We start from the raw sequence: 24,645 nt of genomic DNA, 5'->3' as shown, positions 1-24,645 counted from the left end.
TGGATGACGCGGAGGGGCGGTGCCATGAGCATGAGCACGTGCGAGGTCGAAGTGGTGGAAGCGCAGGATTTGCGCGAGGACCTGGAGCAGCGGCTGGCGCTGGCGACGCCGGCGGACACGGTGCGGGGCACGTTCTTCCTGGGGGCGCTGGAGGCGGTGCGGGCGCTGGAGGGCGAGGAAGCGGTGCGGCAGTGCGTGGAGGCGGGCGGCGAGCCGCGCTTCGTGGAGTTCTTCAACTACCCGGTGGAGGCCTGGCTGAAGGTGAGCGAGGCGGCGGCGCGGGTGCTGGAGCGCCGGTGCGGCAGCTGGGCCGAGGCGCAGCGGCAACTGGGGCGGCGGGCCACGGCGGACCTGCTCAAGTCGGCGGCGGGCAAGGCGCTGCTGTTGCTCTCCAAGGGCGAGACGCGGCGGCTGCTGGCCAACATGCCCTCGGCGTACCGGGCGGCGGTGAACTTCGGTGAGCGCACGGTGACGTTGGAGGGCCCGGCGCGGGGCCGCGTGCTGATGCGGCGCGACTTCATGCCGTGCGCCTGGCACGAGGGCGTGCTGCTGGCGGCGCTCGAGGGGATGAAGGCGCGGGCGGTGCGGGTGAGCGGCTCGCGGCTGGAGGTGCTCGACAGCGAGTACCTCGTCACCTGGGAGTGAGGGGGCGCGCAGGGTTTGCGTGTGCGGGTCGAGAGGGACCACGCAGCGTCTGCGCCCCGGGGGACCCGGACGGTGTCGGCCAGCGGACGGTGGGCACGGGGAGGTTGCACCGGGGGACGAGCCAGTGTGGAGCAGCGGACGAAAGGGGGGCGGAACGGCCCTCGCGGCATGGCCGGTGCACCCCCGGGTCTCCCATGACGCAGCCGAGTCTTCGCGGACTTCCCCTCAGCACCGAGGTACGGCCAATGAGCATGCAGGCGGTGTCGCTGATGGAATCGCCGGGCGATTGGGAGCGGGACCTGGTGTGGAGGATGGCGCAGGCGCGGGAGGAGGACACGGCGCGCGGGGTGCTGTTCAAGGGAGCGCTGGAGGCGGTGCGGAGGCTGGGGGACGAGTCGGCGGTGCGCGGCTGCCTGGAGGCCAGTGGCGAGGAGGGCTTCGTCGACGTGTTCAGCTATCCCATCCGCTCGCTGCTGAGGATGCTCGCGTGCGCGGCGAGGCAGCTGGGGCCGAGGTACGGCGGTGGGGAGGCGGCGCTACGGGAGCTGGGCCGGAGGGCGAACGCGGACTACCTGGCGTCACCGTTGGGGCGGGTGGTGAAGGTGCTGACGCATGGGAGCCCGCGGCGGATGATGGAGAGCGCGCCGGACATCCACCGGCAGACGATGAGCTTCGGGGCGCTGTCGGTGGAGTGGACGGGGCTGAGCAGTGGCCGGGTGGTGAGGCGGGGAGACTTCCTGCCCGCGGCGTGCCAGGAGGGGGCGCTGGAGGGGCTGCTGCGCGCGACGGGCGGACGGCGGGTCTGGGTGAAGCGCGAGTGGGTGGACGGGCTGGATGGAGGGTTCGCGTTCGCGTGGGAGTAGGCTGCGCGGCATGAATCCGGAGACAGCGGGAGACGACGAGTTCCTCGCGGCGGTGGAAGCAGCGCAGTGGCCGGGAGAGCGCTTCGGGCACCGGGAGCACGTGAGGCTGGCGTGGCTGTACCTGCGCCGGCACGGCCCCGAGGCGGGCTACGAGCGGATCCGCGGCACCATCCAGCGCTACGCGACGGCGCTGGGAGCGGCGGGCAAGTACCACGAGACGGTGACGCGGGCGTGGAGCGCGCACGTGTACCGGGCGCTCCAGGAGACGCCGGAGCTGGAGCCGTTCAATGCCTTCCAGCAGGCGCACCCGGGGCTGAGGGACGGCAAGCTGCTGGAGCGGCACTACCGCAAGGAGACGCTGGAGGGGGAGACGGCGCGGCGCGAGTGGGTGGCGCCGGACGTCTCCCCGCTGCCGGGGTTCCTCACATGAGGTAGGAGGACTCGGTGGCCATGTCCTCCACGGAGCCATTGCCCTCCTGCTGGAGGTCGCGCGAGGAGTCCTGGCGCGAGCGCGGCTTGCGGGAGCGCTTGCCGGCGCGCGTCGCCGGGTAGGGAGAGAGGCCCTCGGCCTTGCGGCGGGCGGCGCGCAGGGCGTCCTTGCCCATGTCGAGCACGGCGGACATGGCGCCCGCGACGAGGTTGCCGGGCGGAGTATCCGGAGCGCGGGGATGAGGCCGGGTGGGCGCGGCGCGCTTGGCGAGCACCAGGGCCTCGGCCATGTCGCGCAGCTCCTGGGTGCTGAAGGCCTTGCGCATCTGAGGAAACAGCGAGCGCTCCTCTTCCTTGACGTGGGTGCGGACGTTCTCCATCAGCACCTTCACCTTGGCGTCGAAGCGCTCGGCCTCGGGAGGCAGGTTCTCCAGCTCCTTGAGGAGCCACTTGGCCACGTGGTGCTCCTCGAGGGCCTCGAGCACCTGGTCCTCGAGCGGGGTGGCCTTGGCGCGAATCGACGGATAGAGGACCTGTTCCTCGATGACCGCGTGGATGGCGAGCTCGCGGACGATCTGATCCACGAGCTTGCGCTTGAGCTTCTTCGCGTTGCGGCCGGCCTGCTCGAACTTGCGGAAGAGCGTCTCCACGGTCTTGTGGTCCGCCTTCAAGAGCGCGATGGCATCCATTCCCATATGTTCCTTCCCCTGGACTGTCTCGCTCGGAAGGGTGGCGATGGTGCGGCTTGCGTGCCGGAGCGGAGCGGGCCAGGGCCCACGGCAGGCCGGTGGGCAGGCAAGCACCCTCCGGGCCCCGCCGCACGAAGTTGTCCAACAGTCGGACACCTTTTGAGAGGCCGCGGAGAGCCGCGCGCCAGGAGGAGGGCGCGCCCGCCGTCTCCCTTCGGGGGAGGACTCTCCGAGCCACCCGAGAACCAACGCTTGATGCGAGCCCAGACAATGGGCGCATCGGACGGGAAATGGCGAGGGCGTCAATGCCGGGAACCTCGGTGGGGGCCTGTCAGATCGTGGGCACCGCGGACGTCCTTAGGGGCGATCTGTGGGGTAGGAGCGGCCTTTGCCGACCGCCAGGGTTGGAACCGGCGGCATCAATCCATGGGATCGGAGCGAGAGTGACTCTGGACGCGTATATCGCCCGGAGGTTCCAGACGCGTGGCGTGCGGTTCTTCCATTCGGAGAACTGGCGGAACTTCCAAAACTACTGCGCCGCCGGTGCGGTGCTCTGCCGTGGGGAGCTGATGCGCCGGGATGGCGAGGGCTTCACGGCCTTCTACTCGGACGCGGAGGACAGGGCGCTCGGCGTGCTCGGGCGGGTCTTCGGCAACCTGAACGACCTCGGGTCCGTGTACGCACGCTCCAGGAGGACCATCCCCAACATCTACGGGCCGATCATGCTGGTCTTCCAGCCGGGGGTGTTCGCCCGGATGCGGGACATCCGCATCACGCGGTCGAGCATTGCCTCGCTCCACGGGGGATGGGCCAGCGCGGCGCTGCGGACGGAGCAGCAGCTCGACGAGCTGGTGCCGGAGCTGGGCGCGGGGACTCTGGGCGGGTGGGACTGGTTCGCGTGCGAGATCTCCTGCGACAACCAGACGCTGCCCTTCGACATGCTGGAGCGGGTCTGTGTCGAGCCCATCATGGTGCAGGGGCAGCGGCTGCGTGACCGGGTCGATGCCGAGCTGAGGGCCCAAGGCATCGTCGTGCCGGTGGTGGAGCGCGTGTATGCCGAGCCGTCCAAGCCCGCGGCGCTCCAGTCGCTGGTGGCGCTCTGTGAGGGGCTCCAGCCGCCCTCCGACCAGGAGGACTGGGCACTGGACTTCGGACGGCTCCCGGAGACCTTCCGCGAGCTGAGTCCGCAGATGCAGCGGCGGGTGGGCTTGTGGTGCCGCTACTTCACCTACGGGACCGTGCTTCCGCTCCAGGCCGAGGCGGAGCTGGACGTGGAGGGCGACTGGACGGTCTGCGAGATGTGCGACCCCGGTGAGGAGCGCCCTCCCGCGCTCATTGATTGGACGCCCCTGTTGGACGGCGGCTCGGCCGAACCGCTCCTCGACGTGGGCCGGTGTGGCTGGTGCAGTGGGATCAGCGTCCGCTGCGCGGGCTGCGGCTGCATCCGTGCGGTGTACGAGTCCGAGTACGAGGAGCGACTCGCCTGTGAGGGCGAGTGCGGGTTGATGTTCATCGTGCGGCGCGACCGGGCCCCGGATGGGGATGGCTCCGAGTGGGTGGAAGTGGTGGAGCCGGAGGCCGGACTGGAGGAGACGCCGGCCTTCTGGCCGTAGAGCCCGGAGGCACCAGGAACGGTGGGGGAGCCGGTTCCCGAGGTGAACCCGGTGAGACACTCCGTTGAATTCTTCTGTTCCCCTTCCGTCGGAGGCAGGTGGAAGCTGTCGGTGACGTGCACGGCCATTGCGGTTGAACCACTCCCTGGGGGCTCATGTCCGCTCAATCCGTCGAGGTCCTCTCTGCGTCTCTCCGGCCTCGGCGCGTCGTCCTGGTGTCCATCGACTGGACCCGGGATAAGGATCCGCGGGTTCCCCTGGGGCATGCCTCCATTGTCGCGTCGTTGCTGAGCGCGGGAGTGGAAGTGCGGGCGTTCTCCTTCGCCATCAACCGTGCCGGCTTCAGCGAGGAGCACATCCTGCGAACCCTGCTCGCGAGTGTCGGGGACGCTGGGCCGGAGCAGGTGGACGTGGGCCTGGGTGTGTACGTGTGGAACGACCGGGTGGTGAAGAGTCTGTTGGCGGCGCTCCGGCGGCACGGCTTCAGGGGGCGCCTCATCCTCGGGGGACCACAGATCTCCTACGCGGGGCCGGGGCTCGAGCAGCTCTATCCCGAGGCGGATGCCTTCGTCCGGGGGTATGGCGAGGAGGCCATGGTGGCGCTCGCCGCAACGTCCGAGCGCATCCAGTTCCCGGGCGTTCACTGGGCGGGGCAGGTGGACCGCCATCTCCAGGCGCAGGCGCGGCTGGAGAAGCTGTCTTCCCCCTTTCTCGATGGGGTCATCGAGCTGGCCGGAGGGCAGCGGTTCATCCGCTGGGAGACGCAGCGGGGCTGTCCTTTCCGGTGCTCGTTCTGCCAGCACCGGGAAGCGGGCAGCCGCCTGCGCCGCCGGGACATCCCGCTGGCTCGGCTGGAGCGCGAGATGGAACTGTTCGTGCGCTCGTCGGTGGATGACATCGCCGTGTTGGATCCGCTCTTCAACCTGGGAGACCACGCGCTGGCGGTGCTGCGGACGTTGCGGCGGCTCGGCTACCGCGGGCGGTTGTCGCTGCAGTGCCACTTCTCGACCTTGGACGACGAGTTCCTCGATGCGTGCGAGGGGCTCGACGTGCGGCTCGAATTTGGTCTGCAGACCATCCACGAGCGGGAGGCTCGGGCGGTGGAGCGGGTGAATGCCCTGAAGAAGGTACATGAGGGCATCCACGCCCTCCATGCCCGCCAGATTCCCTTCGAGGTCTCCATCATCTTCGGCCTGCCCGAGCAGACGCTGGAGTCCTTCCGGAAGACGATCGACTTCTGTCTGCGGCAGCGGGTGCCGGTGCTCAAGGCGTTTCCGCTCATGTTGTTGCGAGGGACCGCGCTGGAGCGCGAGCGGGCACGGTGGGGCCTCGTGGAGAACGACGAGCCCATTCCCAGTGTCATCCGCAGCCACTCCTTCGATGAGCAGGACTGGAGCCGGATGGAGGCGCTGGCGGAGGCGCTTCGCCGCACGGAAGGCAGGCATCCGGAGAGCATCGAAGGGCTGGAGGAGTGGGCCGCTCCCTGCCCGGACACGGCCGGCTGGTGGTCGCCCGCGGCGTGAGGACGCCGGGGCGGGGCGCACGGCTTGACGGCCCGAGTACCGGGGTGTGAAGGGAGGGAGCAGGAGCCCCCCGCACATGAAGAAGCCCCTCGCCCTTGTCACGAGCCTGCTGTTGCTTCCCGCCTGCCAGACGACGCGTACGGTGACGCTGGTGGGGATGACGGACTACCACTCGCACGCGGTGCCCTTCTATTCGGAGGGCGAGCCGGGGCAGGGCGGGGTGGCCCGGGCGCTGGCCTATGTCCGGGACGCGAAGGCGAGGCCGGACACCCTGGTGGTGTCGGGCGGGGACACGTTGAACAAGGGCGTGCCCACGTGGAGTGACGAGTACGGGTGCGTGGAGTGGCCGTGGTTCAACGGCGTGCTGGACGTGATGGCGCTGGGCAACCACGACCTGGACTACGGGGCGGAGGCCTTCGAGCGGTGCCGGGCGAGCGCGAGCTACCCGGTGCTGAGCGCGAACCTGATGGGGGCGGATGGAGCGCCCTACCTGCGGGTGGAGGGCAAGCCCTACCTGGTGAAGGAGGTGGGGGGCGTGCGCCTGGGCTTCTTCGCGGTGGCGGGGCCGGACATGCAGCGGCTGGTGAAGGCGGAGAACCTGCCGGCGGGGACGCGGTGGACGGACGCGACGGAGGCGGCGCGCGCGGTGGTGAAGGCCCTGCGCGAGCAGGAGCACGTGGACGCGGTGGTGCTGCTGGGGCACCAACTGCGCGAGGACGACGAGGCGCTGGCGCGGGAGGTGCCGGGCATCGACATCATCATGGGCTCGCACTCGCACCAGAAGGTGGAGCTGGGTGTGCTGCCGGGAACGCGGACCTGGTACCTCTCGCCGTACCAGTACCTCGCCTACCTCTCGGAGGTGCGGCTGCGCTTCCGGGGGAAGCAGCTGGAGCGGGTGGAGGGCGGGCTGGTGAAGCTGGACGGCACCAGGCGGGAGGAGCCGGAGACGGCGGAGAAGGTGGCGCGGCTGCAGCGGGAGCTGGTGGCGAAGAGGCCGGAGCGCTTCGAGGTGCTGGGGCGGCTGGACAGGCCTCTGCGTGACGAGGGCCTCACGGAGGGCGCGGCGGAGGTGGGCACCTGGGCGACGGAGGTGTGGCGCCGGGCGGCCGGCGTGCACGCCTTCTTCGCGCTGTCGGCGAGCTTCCGGGGAGGGCTGCCCGCGGGGGAGGTGACGGTGGAGGACTTCTATGGAGCGGTGCCGTACCGCAACTTCCTGGTGACGGCGGAGCTGACGGGGGCGCAGCTGGCGGACTGGGTGGCCCTGAGCGAGTCCAAGCGGGGGACGGACAGCTACAGCCAGCGCAGTGGCATCCGCTACGAGGTGGAGGACGGGCGGCCGGTGCGCCTGCGGGTGCTGAAGGATCCCTCCCACCCGGCGGCGGGCGACGAGCCGGTGAAGCCCGAGGCGACGTACCGGGTGGGGACGCTGGATTTCCAGGCGTTCGTCGCCGGTGGCTACAAGGAAGCGCTGTCCCTGGCGGGCAACGTGCGCCGCACGGAGCTGAATGCACACACATTGCTCATGGACGCACTGCGCAATGGCAATACGACGCCAGAAGTTGGACAGCCACACGGCAAATAATGGATTGCCATGGAAATCCCCGCGCAATGTGTGGCGCGGTGGTAGGGATTGCACAAGCACGCGGCAAATAATTAATTGCAGCGGAATCTCAACTCAAGCGCCGAGGTGTCTCGCCTGAGGACAGGCCCTTGAGGGAGAATCCCTCTGCCTCGTGTTTGGGTAATGCTCTCGAGAGCCAGAAGAAGGAGTGGTCATGACGCGCAACGCACTTTCAGGTCATGTCGAGGTGTATGGGAAGAGCGTACAGGCATTGATCAACGCCATGGAGTTCCTCAAGCTCAAGGCGCAGCGGGTGCTGGCCTCCCACGGCATCGAGCCGTTGGACCCGGAGAAGTGGTACCCCCTGCCCAGCGTCCTCGACAGCTTCGATGACATCCTCAAGCAGGTCGGGCCGAACACCACCCGGGCCATCGGCCGCGCCGTGCCCAAGAGCGCCGTCTTCCCTCCGGGAATCGACTCGTTCGGCGCGGCGCTGGGCTCGCTGGACGTGGCCTACCGGATGAACCACCGCGGCAAGGGGGACATCGGCAGCTACCGCTTCACCCCCGAGGCGGACCGCTCCGCCCGCATGGTCGCCGACAACCCGTACCCCTGCGAGTTCGACCAGGGAATCATGGAAGCCCTCTACGACCGCTTCCAGCCCAAGGGCTCCATCCGCCTGCGCATCGACCACGACCCCGCGGGCTGCCGCACCAAGGGCGCCCGCGCCTGCACCTACCACCTCAAGTGGTAAGGCAGACGGAGCCAATGGTAGACAGACGGAGCCAATGGTAGACAGACAGCGCTGAGGGTGAGCGTAAAAAAGGGCGACTTCCGGTTTGTTTTTCGCGTCCCACGCCGAATTTGCATAGACATTGGATTCAGGGGGTGGCATAAATATTTGCGAACAACGAAACCGGGAGTGTTCATGTTCCGTCGCGCTTGCCTCCACCGCATGCTGAACCTCGGCGCTGTCGTTCTCGCGGGCTTCCTGACGGCGTGTGGTGGGGCGGAGCAGCAGGCGGACGGTTTCGAGGCCACCTCGGCGGCGCTGCAGAGCGCGGACAGCGCCGAGGCCGCCGCGTCGATGGTGGTCTACTCGCCCCGGGGCAAGCCGGTGAGCGAGGCCGGGTTCGTGGCCCTGGGCGCGCCCGAGGGGCTGGGCGGCAGGGTGCTCGAGGGCAACCCCCAGATTTTCGCCCGCATCGACTACGCCAAGGGCCCCGTGGCGGCCGGCCTCTTCAAGGCGACGACGGGCAAGATCCGCATCGTCTTCCCCTTCACCGAGCACGCCACCATCCTCGAGGGCGAGGTCACCCTGACGGACGAGGCGGGTAACACCCACTCCTACAAGGCCGGGGACAGCTACTTCATCCGCCAGGGCCAGGTGATTGTGTGGGAGGTGAAGGGCAAGCAGGTCATCAAGTCCTTCTTCAACACCGTCGAGGCCCCGTAGGGCCTCCGGGAGCGGCCGGCGGGACGGGACGAGCCCGAACCACCGGCGGCCGTTGAAGAAGGGGGGTGCGCTCAGCGAGTAGCAGCGGCGGCCAGGGCCCGCTTGGCGGTGACGGCCGGACGCTTGTGGAGCTCGGGCTGGACCGCGGCCTGCGGCTGCTCCGCCTGCAACCCATCGAACATGGAGTGGAAGGCCGCGTAGATGCGGTCCACCAGCGCGATGGCCTCGGCGCGCAGCTCCGGGCTCAGCTCCATGCCCAGCAGCATCGCCTCCATCTGCTCCTCGAAGACCTCGTGCTGCTCCTCGGCCTCCATGTGGTGGTTGGAGAAGTACTTGAGGCGCTTGCCGTGGCTGAGCGTCTGCGGGAGGTTGGCGGTGCGGCTGAAGAAGGCGTGGCTGGTGGACTCCAGCGTCAGCACCAGCACGATGCGCAGCCTGTCATCCATCGGACGCATCACCTCGGCGAGGATGGCGTAGCTGGCGTCCCGGATGGCTTCATGGGTACGGCCCCACGGCTCGGTGAGCTTGAAGGGGCGGCCCATCAGCTGCGCGGCGTCCTCGAAGAACCAGTGGTCATGTCCGCGCTCCTCCTGGCGATGGCGCAGCATCAGCATGGCCAGCTCCGGGTCCTGCATCCGCTGGGCGTTGAGGCGCAGCACGTCCTGGAAGCTCATCACCCAGAAGGCCAGCCGCGGGGCGAAGGCCAGCACCTGCTCCAGCGGGCCGTCCTGCTGGAGCCCATCGAACACGTGGTGCTCGGCGAAACGGGTCTGCCGGTCGGTGATGTGGTTCAGCACTGCCTTCATGATGCCCTCCCGCACTCACTGTGGAGTGCTCAGTCACGAGCAATTGATGGGACGGGACCGGATGGGATCGCCTCGAAGGAATCATTTCCTGACATCTTGGCTCCCTGCACCTGGAGCGGAAATCTTTCACTTCGCTTGAGGCACACCCGGCCCGCGTGAACTCACGACGCTAAATCAATACAAATTCTCAGCGGCAAATACAAATGGAATGTTGCTGCTGAAATCTTGCATTTGCAGCATGTGATGTTCGTGATTGAAAGCCGTGAAAGTGCGGCGGTGATACATCTTTCCACGCGCGGGCGGGGCATCCGGGCCGTCTGTGGGACGATGGCGCAGGGAGGGGGATGCGAGGGTTTTTCGGAGGGGAACTGCCGCGCCGCCAGGGTGGAGCACGACCCTGGGGGGTGACAGGTGACCGGCCCGTTCCTCCAGGGCCAGAAGACTTGTATGGCTCTGGAAGGGAAATGAGAGGAATTGGGAGAAGCCTTACGCTCCCTTGATTCCGCGCTCTTCCATGTATTTGTCGAGCGAGCGCAGGGCCTGGGCCTGGACCTTGTTGCGCACGAGGGGAGTCCAGCCGAGCAGCACGCCGGCGGGGCCGCCGATGGCCTGGCGGGCCCAGGCCCAGAAGTCGAAGCGGTCCGTCTGGCGGAGGATCTTCCCGTCCTTGAACTCGAACTCCGAGGTGACGTGGTTGATGACCTTGTTGCCGGACACGCTGAAGGTGTAGCGGGCCTCCCACTGGGCGCGGCCGGTGCGGTCATCGGCCTGGACGTCCTTGAGGGTGAGCTCGAGGTCGGTGCCGCGCTCGCAGAGCATGCGCCACATGGAGGTGACGCGGGCGCCGCGCAGGCCGGGGAAGGCGGGGTCGGAGAACTCGGCGTCGGGGTGGTAGGCGGTGGCCATGGCGTCGCCGTCGCGGCGGGCGAAGGCGGCGTAGAAGTCGGTGAGGAGCTGGGCGTTGGGGTGCATACGCGGGGTGTAGCAGAGCCACACCCCGTGCGCTCAAGGGGGTGGGGCGTCGAGGTGGAGACAGGTGGGCGACACTCGGGGCTGGCGAGCGGGCGGGCCCGGTGTAGAAGGGCGCTTCACGCGCTCACGCACGGAGAAGAGACACCGAATGGCACGGGACATCGTCATCTGGCCGAACAAGGTCCTCAACACGCCGACGAAGCCGGTGACGGACTTCAGCGAGAAGCTCACGCAGCTGCTGGACGAGATGCACGAGTCGATGAAGGAGGCGGAGGGGATTGGGATCGCGGCGAACCAGATTGGGGTGTCGCTGAGGTGCTCGTGGGTGGGGCGGGAGGACGGGACGTTCTTCGAGATCATCAACCCGCAGATTCTGGAGAAGTCGGGGCCGGTGACGCTGGAGGAGGGGTGCCTGTCGGTGCCGGACCAGTACGAGAAGACGCCGCGCTTCCACAAGGTGAAGGTGAAGTACCAGGACCGTGCGGGCGAGTGGCACGAGCTGGAAGCGGAGGGGAGGCTGGCGCACGTGCTGCAACACGAGATCGACCACCTGGATGGGCACGTGTTCGTGGACCACCTGTCCAACCTGAAGCGGAGCCTCATCATGGAGAAGATGAAGAAGCTTCAGAAGGCGCTGAGCCGGCGCAAGGACGAGAAGAAGGACGAGAAGGAGTAACGCGGACCCTCCACTCCCTCTCCCTCTGGGAGAGGGTCGGGGTGAGGGTCTCCCCTCCGCGGCTCAGAGCGCGGAGCGGTTGAGGCTGGTGCGCAGGGCGGTGCGGGTGGAGGAGAAGAGGCGGTCGGAGAGGGCGACGTAGAGTTCGCCGTCCTGAGCCTCGAAGGACATGTCATTCCAGGAGCCCATGCCGCCGAAGACATCGGAGGCGGCGGCGCAGAGGGCGAGCTGGATGGCGGGGGGGGGCAGCCCGTTGAGGAGGAGCAGCTCGACGAGGTCCTCGAGGGGCTGGGGCTCGAGGGAGAGGCGGAGGAGGGCGCGGCGGAAGTGCTTCTCCCAGGAGCGCAGGCCGTGGGCGTGGGCGAACTCCCGGATGGACTCCAGGGCGCTGGCGAGCGAGGCGCGGGCCGAGTCGAGGTCGCGCTCGAGGTCGGCCTCGGAGCCGGGCCCGGCGTAGAGGAACTCGAAGGAGAGGCTGGAGGCGCCGGGGGCGGGGGAGAAGAAGGCGTTCCAGGTGTCGATGTCGCCAGCGTCGGGCCCCTCGTCACCGGAGGAGGCGTACTCGACGTCGGCGCCGGCGGAGATGAAGCGGGGGATGACGTCCTGCATGTCATCGGGCGAGCAGGAGGCGAGGTGGGTCTCGAGCTGCTCGAGGGGAACGCCGAGCGCGGTGGCGAGGGCCTCGGAGAGTGCGGAGGGGCTGCGGCGGCCGAGGATGAAGGCGTAGAGCTGGGGGCCGGAGATGTCATAGGTCCGGGGCTGCACCTCGCGGGGGACGAACCGCTCGAGGCGCTGGCCATCGGAGTAGACGAGGAAGCCGAGGCCGCCGCTGTCGATGGCGGCGCGGACGTCCTCGGGGAGGCCCAGGAGGCTGGAGTCGGTGGAGGGGTCCTGGGGGAAGGGGGCGAGCCACAGGCGGGCGGTGGGAGCGGGTCGGTTCTCCAACCACTCCTCGAAGGAGACGTGCTCGCCGCCGACGTCGAGGAATGTGATGCGGGAGTCGAAGGGGCTGTGGGGGCGGAGGCGGAGTCCGAGCAGCTCCTCGACGGCATCCCAACGCGTCTTCGAGGGCTCGCGCAGGGCTCGATTGCCGGTGGTGACGAGGACCGCGGTGCAGATGTCGATAGGACGCATGGTGGAAGAGGCTACACCAGGGGGAATGGGGCGGGATGGCCCTGGCGCGGGAGGCGCGGGGCGTGCTGGAGTCCCGGCCCCCCCTGACTGGAGCCGTTCCAACGTGGAGATGCCCGTCCTGCTCGCGCTTGCTGGAGTGGCCGCTGCCTGCCTGGTGTGTGGCGTGGTGTTGCTGACGAGCTACCGGCGGGTGGGCTCGGGGGAGGCGCTGGTCATCGAGCGGGGAGGGGGGCCGACGCGGGTGCGGTTCGGGAGCGGGCTGGTGCTGCCGATGGTGCAGCGCGGGGAGGTGCTGGACCTGTCGGTGCGCAAGGTAGTGGTGGAGCGGAGGGGGAAGCAGGGGCTGTCGTGCCGGGACGGCATCCGGGTGGACCTGAGGGGAACGTTCCTGGTGAAGGTGGAGCGGACGGAGGAGGCGGTGCTGCGGGTGGCGAGGGAGGTGGGGTGCGCGAGGGCGAACCGGCCGGAGGAGGTGCAGGCGCTGTTGGAGGAGCGCTTCGCCTGCGCGCTGGCGAACGCAGCGAGCACGTTCAACTTCGACGAGCTGGTGGCGGACCGGAGCCTCTTCATCGACCACGTGATGATGGAGGTAGGGGACGAGCTGCTGGGCTTCCGGCTGGAGCGGATGTCGCTGGGGAGGCTGGAGCAGACGCCGTTGGATCAGTTGGATCCAACGAACGTGGTGGATGCGCAGGGAATCCTGAAGCTGACGGAGCGGGCGACGCGGCTGGCCATCGAGACGAGTGGGCAGATGAGGCAGCAGCGGGTGGAGCCGCGGGAGCCGGTGCAGGCGCCGTGGGAGGCCTCGCGGCGGGAGGGGGAGCTGGGGGAGGCGGAGTTGGAGCGGGAAGTGGAGCGGGCGATGGCGGAGCGGGCGCGGAACAACTGACATGAGCCAAATGACAACCCCTCTCCCACCGGGGCCGCGGGGCAACGCGCTGCTGGGCAACATCATGCAGGCGGCGAAGGGCGAGCTCGACTTCTTCAAGGGACTGGGAAGCTACGGGGACGTGAGCAGCTTCCACCTGGGCCGCAAGCGCTTCTATTTCGTGAACCACCCGGAGCTGATCCGGAAGGTCTACACGAGCCAGAACTTCGTGCGGACGGCGCTCTCGAGGGACGTGATGGAGTCGTTCCTCGGGTGGGGGCTGTTCTCGCAGGAGGGGGAGAACCACCTGCGGCAGAGGAGGCTGATGCAGCCGGCCTTCCACCACAAGCGGATCGATGGCTACGGCGCGGTGATGGAGGGCTACGCGACGAGGATGCTGGAGGGGTGGAAGGATGGGGAGACGCGGGACATCTCGCACGACATGATGAGGCTGACGTTCGAGATCGTCTCGAAGACGCTGTTCGACGCGGACACGGGGGAGCAGGCGAGCCGGGTGGGCGAGGCGTTCACGGCCATCATGAAGGCGGTCAACAAGGAGTACCCGCTCTACGCCCTGCTGCCGGCATGGTTTCCGGTGAAGCGCTGGGGCGCGAGCCGGCGTGCGGTCGAGGCACTGAGGGGCATCACGGCGTCCATCATCCAGGAGCGCCGGGCGTCGGGAGCGGACCGGGGAGACCTGCTCTCGATGCTGCTGATGGCGAGGGACGAGGACGGCACGGGGATGACGGATGAGCAGGTGGGGGCGCAGACGCTCTCGCTGCTCTTCGCGGGGCACGAGACGACGGCGAACCTGCTGAGCTGGACGTGGCTGCTGCTGTCGCGCAACCCGGACATCCGCCGCAAGCTGCAGGAGGAAGTGGACGCGGTGCTGGGAGGCCGCCCGCCGTCGGTCTCCGACCTGCCGAAGCTCGAGTACACGGCGAGCGTGGTGAGGGAGACGCTGCGCATCTACCCGCCGGCCTGGTACGCGGAGCGGGCGCCGCTGACGGACACGGAGCTGGGCGGGTACACGATTCCGGCGCACGCGCCCGTCGTCATCAGCGTCTACGTGACGCACCGGGACGGACGCTTCTTCGAGCAGCCCGAGCGCTACTGGCCCGAGCGCTTCCAGGGAGTAGAGGACCGGCAGCTGCCGGCCTACCTGCCGTTCGGCGGAGGCGCGCATCTCTGTATCGGCAACCGCTTCGCGCTGATGGAGGCGCAGCTGCTCGTGGCCGCCATCGCGCAGCGCTACGAGCTGGAGCTGGCCCCCGGGGTGGAGGTGAAGCCGAGGGCGCTCATCACGCTGGGGGTCGAGGGCTTGCGGATGAAGGTGAAGCGGCGTCAGCCCGGGGCCGCGGCGTAGCCCGCGAGCTCGACGAGCAATGCCAGCGACTCCTCGGCGCGAGCGGAGGGGACGAAGAGGTGATCGTGGAAGTACGCCGAGACGGGGTTCACGCTGATGCCCCGGGCGGCCAGCCGGGCCGTGATGGCGGCGAGAAACCCCACGGCCTCGAGGCTGGAGTGGACGGAGAGGGTGAGCATCCGGAAGACGGCGGAGTACGGCAGTCCGGCGGCGTCGGCCTTCTCGCGGGGGAGGATGAGGGTGAGCCCTTCCTCCTCGTGGAAGAGCCCGAGGGGCTCGAGGGCGGCGGCTTCGCGCAGTGATTGCCGGGTGGTGAGGAAGACGAACTCCCCCTCCCGGAGCACGGGCCGCATGGAGCGCAGCAGGACACCGAGGTTCGTCTCGCCGGACATGGGGGGCTCTCCCTACCCGCGGAAGCGGGAGCAGTCGATCTCGTACTTGGAGACCTTGTAATTGACGATGCGCTCGGTGGTGCGGAGCATGCGGGCCGCCTTGGCGCGATTGCCGCGGGTGGTCTTCAAGGCATCGGCGATGAGGTCCTTCTCGAACTGCTCGACGGCATCGGTGAGCGAGGTGCTCGTCACGGTCTCCGAGGCCTCGGCGGTCTGCAGGGTGGGGGGCAGGTGGTGGCCGTGGATGGCGTTGCCATCGCAGACGAGGACGGAGCGCTCGATGATGTTCTCCAGCTCGCGCACGTTGCCGGGCCAGTGGTAGCTGACGAGCATGTCGATGGCGGGGGTGGAGATGCGGCGGATGTTCTTGCCGTGCTCGCGCGAGTACTTGGCGACGAAGTGATCGGCGAGCAGCAGCAGGTCGCTCTTGCGCTCGCGCAGGGGCGGGATGAAGAGGGTGAAGACGTTGAGGCGGTAGTAAAGGTCCTCGCGGAAGGCCTTCTCGGAGATGGCGGTCTCCAAGTCCTTGTTGGTGGCGGCGATGAGGCGGACGTTGGCCTTGAGCGTCTCGGTGCCGCCGACGCGCTCGAACTCGCGCTCCTGGAGGACGCGCAGCAGCTTGACCTGGGTGGAGGGATTGATTTCGCCAATCTCATCCAGGAAGAGGGTGCCGCCCTCGGCGAGCTCGAAGCGGCCGCGCTTGCGGGCCTGGGCGCCGGTGAAGGCCCCCTTCTCGTAGCCGAAGAGCTCGGACTCGATGAGGGTCTCTGGGAGGGCGGCGCAGTTGACCTTGATGAAGGGCTTCTTGGCGCGTGTGGAGTTGTAGTGGATGGCGTGGGCGATGAGCTCCTTGCCGGTGCCGGACTCGCCGCGGATGAGGACGGTGGTGTTGGTGCGGGCCACCTGGTGGATCTGCTCGTACACCTGCCGCATGGGGCCGGAGGTGCCGATGATGTTGGAGAAGTCGTAGCGCTCGCGCAGCTCCTGGCGCAGGGTGGTGTTCTCCTCGAGGAGCTTCTTGCGCTCGTCCTCCAGGAGCTGGTGGGCGGCGAGCGCCTGGCCGATCATCGAGGCGACGACGCTGAAGAGGCGGGTCTCGTCCTGGTAGTCGCGGTCCTTGTGGAAGAGGAGGTCCACGCCGAGGGTGCCCACGGGCTTGCGGTGCACGAGGATGGGCACGCAGAAGAAGGAGAACTCCTGGCTGCCGGAGCGCCGGCCGAGGAAGGCGCGGTGGAGGAAGAGGGGCTCGCGGCTGATCTCCGGGACGACGATGGGCTTGCCGCTCTGGACGACGCGGCCGGTGATGCCCTCGCCGAGCTTGTAGCGGGCCTTGCGGCCGTCGGCGTTCAAACCGATGGAGGCCTCGATATAGAGGTCCCCGGTGTCGGGGTCGGTGAGGGTGACGGCGCCGCGGACGACGCCGTGGTAGCGCTCGAGCCGTTCCAGGACGCGGTGGAGGGCGGCTCTGAGATCGTTGGCGCCAGCCAGGGCCTGGCTCACCTCCAGGAGGCTGGCCAGGGTGGCGTGCCTGCCCGTCTGCTCTTCCGTCCGTTTCGCCATGCGAGGATGCTCCACGAAGCCGGGTCCGAGGGGGTCCCGGGCGGTTCCGACATTTTTGTCGGTTCCGGGCCAGAGGCCTACAAAATTGTAGGCGGGGTTGTCGCGATTCCCGAGAGCAGGCGGGCGGCGAAGCGTCCAGGGCCCTACTCTTGGAGCGGCATCCTTCGTTGGATTCCGGTCATGAGGAGGGTCACGGCGTGCCTAGCGGTGGAACTCCGGTGCCGAACGCGGCCGCGGCCCCGAGGGCTGGGGGACCGCTTCCGACAAATTTGTAGGAAGCGCGCTCATCTCCTACGAAATTGTCGGAGTCGCCCGGGGCCCGTCCGAGGGGGGCGAGGCCCGTTCCGAGCCATTTCGAGGGTTTCCGTCGAGGCCCCCGGGGGGCGAGCCCGTTGGCACCGCATCTGCAAAAGGGTTCTGGCGTCAGGCCCGGTGAGGGCCGCGAGAAAAACCGGCCCGGTGCGCGAGGGCCCCTTGGAGGAAGCGGCGATGAGCAAGGTGGTGATGGCGGAGTACATCTGGGTCGACGGGCAGCGGCCGACTGCGAAGCTGCGCTCGAAGATGAAGGTGGTGGAGGTGGCGGAGGTCCGGAGTCTCTCCGATTTGCCCGACTGGAGCTTCGACGGCTCGAGCACCTACCAGGCGGAGGGCAAGAAGAGCGACCTGATGCTCAGGCCGGTGCGCTTCATCGCCAACCCGCTCAAGCCGGGGACGAAGGACATCCTGGTGCTGTGCGAGGTGATGAACCCGGACGGCAGCCCGCACTGGAGCAACACGCGCGCGCCGCTGCGCCAGGTGGCCGAGAAGTGCGCCTCCGAGGAGGCGTGGTTCGGCATGGAGCAGGAGTACACGCTCTTCGAGGGCAACCGTCCGCTGGGCTGGCCGGACAAGGGCTTCCCGGCGCCGCAGGGGGGCTACTACTGCGGCGTGGGCAGTGACGAGGTGTTCGGCCGCAAGCTGGTGGAGTCGCACGCCGAGGCGTGCCTGCGCGCGGGCATCAAGCTGGGCGGCACGAACGCCGAGGTGATGCCGGCGCAGTGGGAGTTCCAGATTGGCCCCCTGCCCGCGCTGGAGATGGCGGACGAGCTGTGGCTGGCGCGCTGGCTGCTGTACCGGATGGGCGAGGAGTACGGCATCAGCGCCACGCTGCACCCCAAGCCGGTGAAGGGTGACTGGAACGGCACGGGCTGCCACACCAACTTCAGCACCAAGGCGATGCGCGAGGCGGGTGGCCTCAAGGTCATCGAGGCGGCGATGGAGAAGCTGCGCGCGAAGCACGAGGCGCACATCGCGGTGTACGGTGCGCACAACGTGGAGCGCCTGACGGGCCTGCACGAGACGGCGCCCATCACGGTGTTCCGTTACGGCGTGAGCGACCGCGGCTCGTCCATCCGCATCCCGCTGGGCACGGCGAACGACGGCCGCGGCTACTTCGAGGACCGCCGTCCGGCGGCCAACTGCGACCCGTACGAGGTGTGCCGCATCATGCTCGAGACGGTCTGCGGCTGAGACCGTCGCAAAAGACTCCTTGGGGAAGGAGCGCTTGGCCTGGCGGACGGGAGGTGTCGGGCTTCCCGTCCGTCGGGCTCGGCGTATGGCTTTACGGGAGTGGATCGGGCCACGGTGGAACAGAATCAGGGGGCCGCCCGCGCTGGCCGGAGCGCATGTGTGCGGCGCGCCGAGGCCCGTTCCACTCGCCAGTTGCCGGAGGCGCTCAGCCGCCGGTGTAGGAAATGCGGTAGATGACGCCGTTGGCATCGTCGGTGAGCAGCAGCGAGCCATCGGCGGCCACGGCGGTGCCGACGAGCCGGCCAAAATGGGCGCGGCCGTTGTCGAGCAACCAGCCGGAGACGAAGTCCTCGAAGCCGAGCGGCTGGCCCTGCGGGTCGAAGCGGACGCGCACGAGCTTGTAGCCGGTGGGCGGGTTGCGGTTCCACGAGCCGCGCAGCGCGAGGAAGGCGTCGTTGCGGAACTCGGCGGGGAACTGCGAGCCCGAGTAGAAGACGAGCGTCATGGGAGCCGAGTGGCCCTGGTACTCCAGGGTGGAGGGCTTGGTGCGCGCGCAGTAATCGGCGCGGGCGAGGTCACCCGGGGGTTCGGAGCTGATGAAGGGGTCCACCACCTGCTTGCCGGCGCAGAAGGGCCAGCCGTAGTCGCCGCCCTGCTCGAGGAGGTTGAGCTCCTCGGGAGGGAAGTCATCGCCGCGTGAGTCGGAGCCGTGGTCCATGCCCCAGAGCTGGCCGGTGGTGGGGTGCCAGGCGAAGCCGATGGTGTTGCGCAGGCCGCGGGCGAAGACGGTGCGCGAGCCGGTGGCCGGGTCGATGCGCAGCAGGGTGGCGTGCTCGGGATTGGACTCGGGGCAGGCGTTGCAGGTGCTGCCGACGGAGAGGTAGAGCGCGCCATCGGGACCGAAGGCCAGGGTGCGGTTGTTGTGCTGGCCGCCATCGGGCAGGTCGCCGAGCAGCTCGCGGGGCGTGCCGAGCGAACCATCGGAGCGGATGTCGGCCACGTAGAGCTGTTTGACGGTGACGAGGTAGAGCTGGTCGCCGCGCAGGGCGAGCCCGTGGACGCCGGCCTCCTTCTGGCCGAGGCCGGTGAGGACGGGGGTCTGCTGATCGACGCGGCCATCGGCGTTGGTGTCGCGCAGGAGGGTGACGCGGCCGGCCTCGCGCTCGGTGACGTAGACGGAGCCATCGGGGCGGACGGCGAGGACGCGTGGGTTGGTGAGGCCCTGGGCGAAGACGTTGAGGCTGAAGCCGGGGCGCACCGAGAGTTGGCGCAGGAGCGCGTCACTGAAGTCGCGTTTGGCGGGACGGACGAGGTTGTTCTCCGCGGTGACGGCGCGGACCTCGGTTTGGGTGGGAGGGACCTGCGGGGTGGGGATGCGCGCCTCCTGGCTGGGGCCGGGTGTGGCGGGCGGCGCGGAGCCGGAGGAGCAGGCGAGTGGCAGTAGCAGGAGCGTGAGAGGAACCAGCCAGCGGCGGGAGAAGGAGAGGAGCGTCGATCGCATGGCGGGTGACGCTAGCGGCGGACCCTGGGCGCGAAAGGCACGCACGCATCGGAGTGACGGCTGCCGGGCATTCAGGCGGGCGAGGGCTCGTGGAGTGCCCGTGTCTCCCTCCAGTACCTAGCTTCAGGGGTGTCGGTGTTTGGACACAGGGACGACAAGGAGGCAGGCCATGGGTGAGTGGACGGACAAGCTGAAGGGGCGGGTGAAGGAGACGGTGGGGACGGCCACGGGAGACCGTGAGCTGGAGGCGGAGGGGAAGAAGGACACGCTCAAGGGAGCGGTGAAGGAGAAGATCGAGGACGCGAAGAGGGTCATCAAGGACGCGGATGACGAGGTGAAGGGGCGGCGGTAGGCGGAGCGTCGAGGCCCTGAAAGAGCGGGCTGCGAGGCGGGCTGCGGGGAGACACCCCGTGGCCCGTCTGTCTTTGAGGGCCTGGAGAGCGGTGCGGGAGGGGTTGCCTTGGCGCGCCGTGGCGGGGGCATCACCTTTCGGCGGGACGCGCACGTGTCCCGAGGGAGGTTCGGCATGGATGCCAGGCTGGAGCAGCTTCTGGTGCCCCGTCATGATCGGGTGAGGCAGCACGGGCCGGAGAAGGCGAACGAGGAAATCCTGCGGGAGATGCGGGAGCGCATCGCCTGGTACGCGGACCGTCCCCAGGACGAGGTGCAGCAGCGCGTGGAGGAGCTGGAGCGCGAGTGGGACATCGAGCGGGTGTTGCAGACGAACGCGGCCACGCTGTCCTTGGTGGGGCTGGTACTGGGAGTGACGAGCAACCGGAAGTGGCTCTGGGTGCCGGGCGTGGTGGCGGGCTTCCTGCTGCAGCACGCGGTCTCGGGGTGGTGCCCGCCAGTGGAACTCCTGCGGCGGTGGAAGCTGCGCACGCGCGAGGAGATCGACGCGGAGAAGTTCGCGCTGAGGGTGCAGCGGGGAGACTTCCGAGGCGCGGAGGTAGGGCACTCGGCGAGCTCGGAGGGGCCGGGCTGGGGGTGAGAACGGGGGCCTGAGGGCCGGATGAACGAAAGCCCACACTGGGGGTGTCCTGGAGAGCAGGACGCGTAGTGCGTCACGTCGGGTGGGAGGAAACTCGGACGGTGGGTGCCCCGAGAATGGAGGGCACTGCAACTTCCGGCTCTGCGCCAGAGGAGACGAGCGTGAGCGCTTCCCGAATCAACCAGCCCCCGAAGAGCGCGGTTCCTGGCCCGAAGAGCGAGGCCTCCACGAGCAGCCGAGAGGTCCGCAAGGAGGACGTGGCGGCGGGAGCGGAGAAGGCGGTGCAGAAGTCGCCTGCGGGAGCGCCCGAGGCGCGGGACGCCTTCGAGACGAAGTCCCGGGCGGGGTCGGCGCGGGGCGGGGACTCGGCGTTCGAGACGGCGGCACGCCCGGCGGGCGCACGTGGCGCGGGCTCCGCGTTCGAGCCCCCGAGTGGCGGAGCGGCGACGAACATGCTCGGCACGAGGGCCGCGGGGGCGGTGGGGGCGAATGCGCTGGCGGTGGGAGCGCCGGTGAAGCGCTCGGTGACGCTGGTGTACGACGCGGGGCCGCACGCTAGGCTCACGAACCTGCAGCTCAAGGGGAGCTGGGACGCGACGGGCCGCTACAGCGCGCAGTGGAACGAGCGCACCATTCCGATGAAGCCGTTGGGGGATGGGAAGTGGGCGGCGACGGTGGAGGTGCTGGACGATGGCCAGCCGCACGACTGGGAGTGGGGCGTGCTGGCGGATGGCCCGACGGGCAAGGGCGTCTGGGCGGTGATGGGGGAGGGCAACCTGAAGCTGGACGTGAAGAAGGCGACGTCCACGTACGCGCCGACGACGTACCACGAGATGGGCTCGAGGAAGTCGGGAGCGGACGCGACGTTCAAGTTCTGGGCGGGGAACGCGAAGAGCGTGCAGGTGAAGGTGACGGACGCGGAGGGGCGGGTGCAGCGCTTCCCGATGGAGCGGGACGAGGCGGGCAACTGGTCGGCGCGGGTGAAGGGGGGCTGGAAGGACGTGGTGGGCAAGTCCTACGTCTACGAAGTGGTGGACTCGGAGGGGGTGACGAGCGACCGGCCGGACCCGTACGCGCGGGAGATGATGGGCGAGCAGCGGGGCCTGTCGCGGATGTACCTGGACGCGAAGACGGGCAAGGAGGTGAACCGCTACGCGGGGGATAGCGTCGAGCTGATGCGTTTCGACGTGGATGACGAGGAGGACGCGCACAGTGCGTACCTGGTGTTGAAGGACGCGAGTGGACGTCAGCTGAGCCGGGACGAGCTGGTGGCGCGGCTGGGGACCATCGACGCCACGCTGGTGGACAAGCTGCACGACGGGAAGTTCAACGACCTGTGGTCGAAGAACGTGGAAGCGGACGGGCGCATCCGGATGACGAATGCGGGTGGGGCGTGGTTGGCGCTGGTGAACGACCCGAAGAAGCTGGCGGGGTTGCAGTACGAGTTCCAGGTCTACGACAAGGACGCGAAGGGCAACCTGCGGCTGCGGGATGACGGGAACCGGGACGGCAAGCTGAGCGCGAGCGAGCGCCTGAAGTCACCGAACAACGATCCGTGGAGCAACACCATCACGGAGGCGAGCGGGGTGACGTTCCGGGGGGCGGTGATCACGGATCCGGCGAGCCACGCGTGGAAGCACGACAGTGCGCCGCGGGAGAAGGACCCGAGCAAGTGGGTGGTGTACCAGCTGCACGTGGGGAGCTTCCTGGGCGAGGCGAAGAACGCGGACCGCTCGACGCTGGAGGACCTGACGGCGAGGCTGGACTACTTCAAGAAGCTGGGGGTGAACACGCTGGAGCTGTTGCCGGTGAACGAGGTGGAGGGGAACCGGAACTGGGGCTACCTGGGGGTGAACAGCCTGGCGGTGGAGAGCTCGTTCGGCTTCGAGGACGCGAACGGGAAGTGGGTGAGCGGGACGGAGGCGCTGAAGCGCTTCATCGACGAGGCGCACGCGCGGGGGATGAACGTCATCTCGGACGTGGTCTACAACCACGTGCACGGCGACTACAACGCGATGTGGGGCCTGGGAGGGCCGGACAACCCGTTCTTCAACTGGTCGAAGGAGCCGGGGAAGTTCGAGCAGCGGGACACGCCGTGGGGAGCGGTGCCGGCGTATTCGAACCCGAAGGTGAAGCAGTTCTTCGTGGACCACGCGGTGGCGCAGGTGGAGGAGCTGCACTTCGACGGGTTGCGCTTCGACTTCACGGAGCCGATCAAGGGAGTGGGAGGGAAGGACGGGTGGGAGCTGCTGCGGGAGATCAACCGGCAGGTCCACTTCTTCAACCCGGACGTTTGGACGGTGGCGGAGCAGTTCGACTACGACCCGGGAATCACGAAGCCGGCGCAGAAGGACGGGACGGGAGGGGGCTTCGACGCACAGTGGTACACGGAGTTCCAGCACCGGCTGGTGAACGACAGCAGCAATCCGGGGCTGATCCAGGCGGCGGCGCGGGGGCTGAAGACGGACATGGACGCGTTCATGTCCATGCTGACGAGCCCGCGGGGGCTGGATGGGTGGAAGAAGGCGCTGACGATCATCTCGAACCATGACGAGGTGGGGAACGCGCAGCGGACGATGAACACGGCGGAGGGGGACAAGCCGACGGAGTTCCCGGAGCAGTGGTCGAGGAGCGCGGCGCGGTTCGCGGCGGGGATGGGGATGGCGGGGCCGGGCATTCCGATGTTCTTCCAGGGGGACGAGTTCGGAGCGCAGAACGACTTCCGGTGGGGCAACCCGTCCACGTGGGACAGTGACTGGAGCTGGGAGTCGCTCGGGAAGGACTGGAACTGGGACAAGGTGACGTTCAACGACGCGAGGAAGGCATCGTACGAGCGGCTGTTCGCTCTGCCGCCCGAGGCGCGAGCGAAGGATGGGGAGTACCGGGGGCTGTCGGGGGAGGACCGGAAGGTCTTCGAGAGCCTGGCGGCGATGCCGGCGGAGCAGCGGACGGAGGCGATGCTGGACATCACGCGTCGGCAGAGCTTCCGCTTCTATCAGGACGCGATCGCGCTGCGTCACTCGAGCCCGGCCTTCCGCGCGGACGCGGAGGTGAACCGGGTGTACACGCACAACGAGGACTCGGTGATGGCCTTCACGAGGAAGGCCGGAGGCGAGGAGTACCTGGTGGTGGGCAGCCTGAACCGGGAGAACCTGGAGGGCTACACGATGCCGTTGCCGCCGGGGAACTGGAAGGAAGTGCTGAACAGTGACGCGGCGGTGTACGGAGGCGACAACTTCGGCAACTTCGGAGCGAAGCTGAGCGGCGGGAACACGAAGGTGAACATCCCGGCGGCGGGCTACGTGGTCTTCAAGAAGGAGTAGGCGGCCTGCGGCCGCGGAGCTGCGAGGGGCGTGCGACCGACTATGGGCCTGGGCGACGGTCGCCCCCCTGCCTGCTGGGTAGAGAAGGCCACCCTTGAATCGGGGAAGGGGACGGGCGATGCGATGAGCGGCGCCCAGCCTGTCCCTGACGAGGACGGTGAAAGTGCTGAGCGGGAGGGTGAAGGCGAGCCGGTTGTCCATCACCAAGGCGGCTCTCCTCCTGGTGAGCGGATGAGGGAGGTCGCTGACCCGCTGCCGGCCACGCTGGAAACCAGGTAGGCGTGTAGGAGCAGGCGCACTCGGTGGGACCGACGAAATCCACGAGCACCGCCGGGTGGATGGACCTGCTGTGCGCTCGGGTTCACTGAGAGAAGAGGGCCTTCGGGTTCGCCCAGGGAGAGCGAAGGCCGAGGCTGCGAAAATCATCTTCGTGGGAAGGGGGGACCCGTACTGGAGGGTTATCCCCAATGAAACCCGGCGTTGAGCTGCTCCTCGGGATCAACCCTCAAGAAGAAGGTTTGACGGGAACGAAACAAAGCGTTAGGTATCGGTTCCCTTCGCCCGACGGGCTGGCGCCACGGCGCCCAGGTTGATCGAGCGGAAGGGCTGGAGTGGCGAGGAAGTTCGACGCCGCTCCTCGGACGGGAAGACGAAGCCGCACTGGCGGCAGGATCCCCGGACGGGTTGAAAGAAGGAATAGGGAGTCGGAAGTACGGGGTTGACTCCCAACGCGGCGGTGGTAGAAGCCGCGCCCCCTCGGACGGAAAG

Annotated in this window: 22 protein-coding genes; 15 read left to right on the top strand and 7 right to left on the bottom strand. The window is 68.5% G+C overall.

From position 1 onward, the window contains the following. The first annotated feature begins 24 nt into the window (after nt 1–24). From NR798_RS46000 to NR798_RS45990, 3 genes are all read left to right on the top strand, one after another. A complete protein-coding gene (locus NR798_RS46000; protein ID WP_375768983.1) occupies nt 25–645 on the top strand; it encodes a DUF2378 family protein in 621 nt (206 codons plus the stop codon). 245 nt (nt 646–890) lie between these two features. Continuing rightward, the gene (locus NR798_RS45995) at nt 891–1,508 is read left to right on the top strand and encodes a TIGR02265 family protein (RefSeq protein ID WP_375768982.1); all 618 of its coding nucleotides are present in this window, start codon (nt 891–893) and stop codon (nt 1,506–1,508) included. A gap of 10 nt (nt 1,509–1,518) precedes the next feature. Further along, nucleotides 1,519–1,938, top strand: coding sequence for a hypothetical protein (locus tag NR798_RS45990; protein ID WP_375768981.1), 420 nt, complete (start codon nt 1,519–1,521; stop codon nt 1,936–1,938). Here NR798_RS45990 and NR798_RS45985 read toward each other — a convergent pair. Beyond that, the gene (locus NR798_RS45985; protein WP_375768980.1) at nt 1,931–2,626 is read right to left on the bottom strand and encodes a hemerythrin domain-containing protein; all 696 of its coding nucleotides are present in this window, start codon (nt 2,624–2,626) and stop codon (nt 1,931–1,933) included. The genes NR798_RS45990 and NR798_RS45985 overlap by 8 nt on opposite strands. A 443-nt stretch (nt 2,627–3,069) precedes the next feature. Here NR798_RS45985 and NR798_RS45980 point away from each other — a divergent pair, with 443 nt between their 5' ends. The 5 genes from NR798_RS45980 to NR798_RS45960 all read left to right on the top strand — a co-directional run bounded on the left by NR798_RS45980 (nt 3,070) and on the right by NR798_RS45960 (nt 8,779). Continuing rightward, nucleotides 3,070–4,239: a hypothetical protein gene (locus NR798_RS45980; protein ID WP_375768979.1), complete on the top strand. Its 1,170-nt coding sequence runs from the start codon at nt 3,070–3,072 to the stop codon at nt 4,237–4,239. Between the two features lie 155 nt (nt 4,240–4,394). Further along, nucleotides 4,395–5,762, top strand: a complete 1,368-nt coding sequence (locus tag NR798_RS45975; RefSeq protein WP_375768978.1) for a B12-binding domain-containing radical SAM protein — start codon at nt 4,395–4,397, stop codon at nt 5,760–5,762. 76 nt (nt 5,763–5,838) lie between these two features. Next, nucleotides 5,839–7,344, top strand: coding sequence for a bifunctional metallophosphatase/5'-nucleotidase (locus tag NR798_RS45970; RefSeq protein WP_375768977.1), 1,506 nt, complete (start codon nt 5,839–5,841; stop codon nt 7,342–7,344). 193 nt (nt 7,345–7,537) lie between these two features. Next, nucleotides 7,538–8,077 (top strand): hypothetical protein, encoded by a 540-nt coding sequence (locus NR798_RS45965; RefSeq protein ID WP_375768976.1) that lies wholly within the window; start codon nt 7,538–7,540, stop codon nt 8,075–8,077. Nucleotides 8,078–8,251: 174 nt separating this feature from the next. Continuing rightward, the gene (locus NR798_RS45960) at nt 8,252–8,779 is read left to right on the top strand and encodes a cupin domain-containing protein (protein ID WP_375768975.1); all 528 of its coding nucleotides are present in this window, start codon (nt 8,252–8,254) and stop codon (nt 8,777–8,779) included. Between the two features lie 71 nt (nt 8,780–8,850). Here NR798_RS45960 and NR798_RS45955 read toward each other — a convergent pair whose 3' ends face one another. Together NR798_RS45955 and NR798_RS45950 are read right to left on the bottom strand one after the other, a co-directional pair. Further along, a complete protein-coding gene (locus NR798_RS45955) occupies nt 8,851–9,585 on the bottom strand; it encodes a hypothetical protein (RefSeq protein ID WP_375768974.1) in 735 nt (244 codons plus the stop codon). A gap of 486 nt (nt 9,586–10,071) precedes the next feature. Beyond that, nucleotides 10,072–10,557, bottom strand: a complete 486-nt coding sequence (locus NR798_RS45950) for a nuclear transport factor 2 family protein (RefSeq protein ID WP_375768973.1) — start codon at nt 10,555–10,557, stop codon at nt 10,072–10,074. Nucleotides 10,558–10,705: 148 nt separating this feature from the next. Here NR798_RS45950 and def point away from each other — a divergent pair, with 148 nt between their 5' ends. Next, nucleotides 10,706–11,233, top strand: a complete 528-nt coding sequence (gene def / locus NR798_RS45945; RefSeq protein WP_375768972.1) for a peptide deformylase — start codon at nt 10,706–10,708, stop codon at nt 11,231–11,233. Between the two features lie 63 nt (nt 11,234–11,296). On the opposite strand, the gene NR798_RS45940 is transcribed toward def, so the two are convergent. Further along, nucleotides 11,297–12,367, bottom strand: coding sequence for a hypothetical protein (locus tag NR798_RS45940; RefSeq protein ID WP_375768971.1), 1,071 nt, complete (start codon nt 12,365–12,367; stop codon nt 11,297–11,299). 109 nt (nt 12,368–12,476) lie between these two features. Here NR798_RS45940 and NR798_RS45935 point away from each other — a divergent pair, with 109 nt between their 5' ends. Further along, a complete protein-coding gene (locus NR798_RS45935) occupies nt 12,477–13,256 on the top strand; it encodes an SPFH domain-containing protein (RefSeq protein ID WP_375773925.1) in 780 nt (259 codons plus the stop codon). A 1-nt stretch (nt 13,257) separates the two neighbouring features. After that, complete coding sequence (locus NR798_RS45930) at nt 13,258–14,601, top strand: cytochrome P450 (RefSeq protein WP_375768970.1); 1,344 nt, start codon at nt 13,258–13,260, stop codon at nt 14,599–14,601. Here NR798_RS45930 and NR798_RS45925 read toward each other — a convergent pair. Both NR798_RS45925 and NR798_RS45920 read right to left on the bottom strand, forming a co-directional pair. Then, entirely contained in the window at nt 14,580–14,993 is a 414-nt protein-coding gene (locus NR798_RS45925) for an ACT domain-containing protein (RefSeq protein ID WP_375768969.1), read from the bottom strand. The genes NR798_RS45930 and NR798_RS45925 overlap by 22 nt on opposite strands. Before the next feature lie 12 nt (nt 14,994–15,005). Further along, nucleotides 15,006–16,553, bottom strand: coding sequence for a sigma 54-interacting transcriptional regulator (locus tag NR798_RS45920; protein WP_375768968.1), 1,548 nt, complete (start codon nt 16,551–16,553; stop codon nt 15,006–15,008). Nucleotides 16,554–17,042: 489 nt separating this feature from the next. Between NR798_RS45920 and glnII the strand changes: the two genes are divergently transcribed. Next, nucleotides 17,043–18,062: a glutamine synthetase GlnII gene (gene glnII / locus NR798_RS45915; protein ID WP_375768967.1), complete on the top strand. Its 1,020-nt coding sequence runs from the start codon at nt 17,043–17,045 to the stop codon at nt 18,060–18,062. A gap of 205 nt (nt 18,063–18,267) precedes the next feature. Here the strand turns inward: glnII and NR798_RS45910 are convergent, their stop codons facing one another. Next, nucleotides 18,268–19,563 carry a PQQ-dependent sugar dehydrogenase gene (locus tag NR798_RS45910; protein WP_375768966.1) on the bottom strand — a complete coding sequence of 432 codons (1,296 nt, stop codon included), beginning with the start codon at nt 19,561–19,563 and terminating at the stop codon, nt 18,268–18,270. A 169-nt stretch (nt 19,564–19,732) separates the two neighbouring features. Between NR798_RS45910 and NR798_RS45905 the strand changes: the two genes are divergently transcribed. The 3 genes from NR798_RS45905 (at nt 19,733) to NR798_RS45895 (ending at nt 23,877) form a co-directional block, all read left to right on the top strand. Further along, nucleotides 19,733–19,915: a CsbD family protein gene (locus tag NR798_RS45905; RefSeq protein ID WP_047853824.1), complete on the top strand. Its 183-nt coding sequence runs from the start codon at nt 19,733–19,735 to the stop codon at nt 19,913–19,915. A 174-nt stretch (nt 19,916–20,089) separates the two neighbouring features. Further along, complete coding sequence (locus NR798_RS45900) at nt 20,090–20,554, top strand: DUF2892 domain-containing protein (protein WP_375768965.1); 465 nt, start codon at nt 20,090–20,092, stop codon at nt 20,552–20,554. A 161-nt stretch (nt 20,555–20,715) separates the two neighbouring features. After that, the gene (locus tag NR798_RS45895) at nt 20,716–23,877 is read left to right on the top strand and encodes an alpha-amylase family glycosyl hydrolase (RefSeq protein WP_375768964.1); all 3,162 of its coding nucleotides are present in this window, start codon (nt 20,716–20,718) and stop codon (nt 23,875–23,877) included. The last annotated feature ends 768 nt before the right edge of the window (nt 23,878–24,645 follow it).

This window comes from Archangium gephyra, from assembly GCF_042230915.1.
Taxonomy (GTDB): domain Bacteria; phylum Myxococcota; class Myxococcia; order Myxococcales; family Myxococcaceae; genus Archangium; species Archangium gephyra_B.
This window is presented reverse-complemented; position numbering and strand designations above follow the sequence as displayed.

Bases quoted from the DNA above. Each gene is read 5' to 3' on its own strand.
- NR798_RS46000 (WP_375768983.1), top strand. From the start codon at position 25: ATGAGCATGAGCACGTGCGAGGTCGAAGTGGTGGAAGCGCAGGATTTG.
- NR798_RS45995 (WP_375768982.1), top strand. From the start codon at position 891: ATGAGCATGCAGGCGGTGTCGCTGATGGAATCGCCGGGCGATTGGGAG.
- NR798_RS45990 (WP_375768981.1), top strand. From the start codon at position 1,519: ATGAATCCGGAGACAGCGGGAGACGACGAGTTCCTCGCGGCGGTGGAA.
- NR798_RS45985 (WP_375768980.1), bottom strand. From the start codon at position 2,626: ATGGATGCCATCGCGCTCTTGAAGGCGGACCACAAGACCGTGGAGACG.
- NR798_RS45975 (WP_375768978.1), top strand. From the start codon at position 4,395: ATGTCCGCTCAATCCGTCGAGGTCCTCTCTGCGTCTCTCCGGCCTCGG.
- NR798_RS45970 (WP_375768977.1), top strand. From the start codon at position 5,839: ATGAAGAAGCCCCTCGCCCTTGTCACGAGCCTGCTGTTGCTTCCCGCC.
- NR798_RS45965 (WP_375768976.1), top strand. From the start codon at position 7,538: ATGACGCGCAACGCACTTTCAGGTCATGTCGAGGTGTATGGGAAGAGC.
- NR798_RS45960 (WP_375768975.1), top strand. From the start codon at position 8,252: ATGTTCCGTCGCGCTTGCCTCCACCGCATGCTGAACCTCGGCGCTGTC.
- NR798_RS45955 (WP_375768974.1), bottom strand. From the start codon at position 9,585: ATGAAGGCAGTGCTGAACCACATCACCGACCGGCAGACCCGTTTCGCC.
- NR798_RS45950 (WP_375768973.1), bottom strand. From the start codon at position 10,557: ATGCACCCCAACGCCCAGCTCCTCACCGACTTCTACGCCGCCTTCGCC.
- def (WP_375768972.1), top strand. From the start codon at position 10,706: ATGGCACGGGACATCGTCATCTGGCCGAACAAGGTCCTCAACACGCCG.
- NR798_RS45940 (WP_375768971.1), bottom strand. From the start codon at position 12,367: ATGCGTCCTATCGACATCTGCACCGCGGTCCTCGTCACCACCGGCAAT.
- NR798_RS45935 (WP_375773925.1), top strand. From the start codon at position 12,477: ATGCCCGTCCTGCTCGCGCTTGCTGGAGTGGCCGCTGCCTGCCTGGTG.
- NR798_RS45930 (WP_375768970.1), top strand. From the start codon at position 13,258: ATGAGCCAAATGACAACCCCTCTCCCACCGGGGCCGCGGGGCAACGCG.
- NR798_RS45925 (WP_375768969.1), bottom strand. From the start codon at position 14,993: ATGTCCGGCGAGACGAACCTCGGTGTCCTGCTGCGCTCCATGCGGCCC.
- NR798_RS45920 (WP_375768968.1), bottom strand. From the start codon at position 16,553: ATGGCGAAACGGACGGAAGAGCAGACGGGCAGGCACGCCACCCTGGCC.
- glnII (WP_375768967.1), top strand. From the start codon at position 17,043: ATGAGCAAGGTGGTGATGGCGGAGTACATCTGGGTCGACGGGCAGCGG.
- NR798_RS45910 (WP_375768966.1), bottom strand. From the start codon at position 19,563: ATGCGATCGACGCTCCTCTCCTTCTCCCGCCGCTGGCTGGTTCCTCTC.
- NR798_RS45905 (WP_047853824.1), top strand. From the start codon at position 19,733: ATGGGTGAGTGGACGGACAAGCTGAAGGGGCGGGTGAAGGAGACGGTG.
- NR798_RS45900 (WP_375768965.1), top strand. From the start codon at position 20,090: ATGGATGCCAGGCTGGAGCAGCTTCTGGTGCCCCGTCATGATCGGGTG.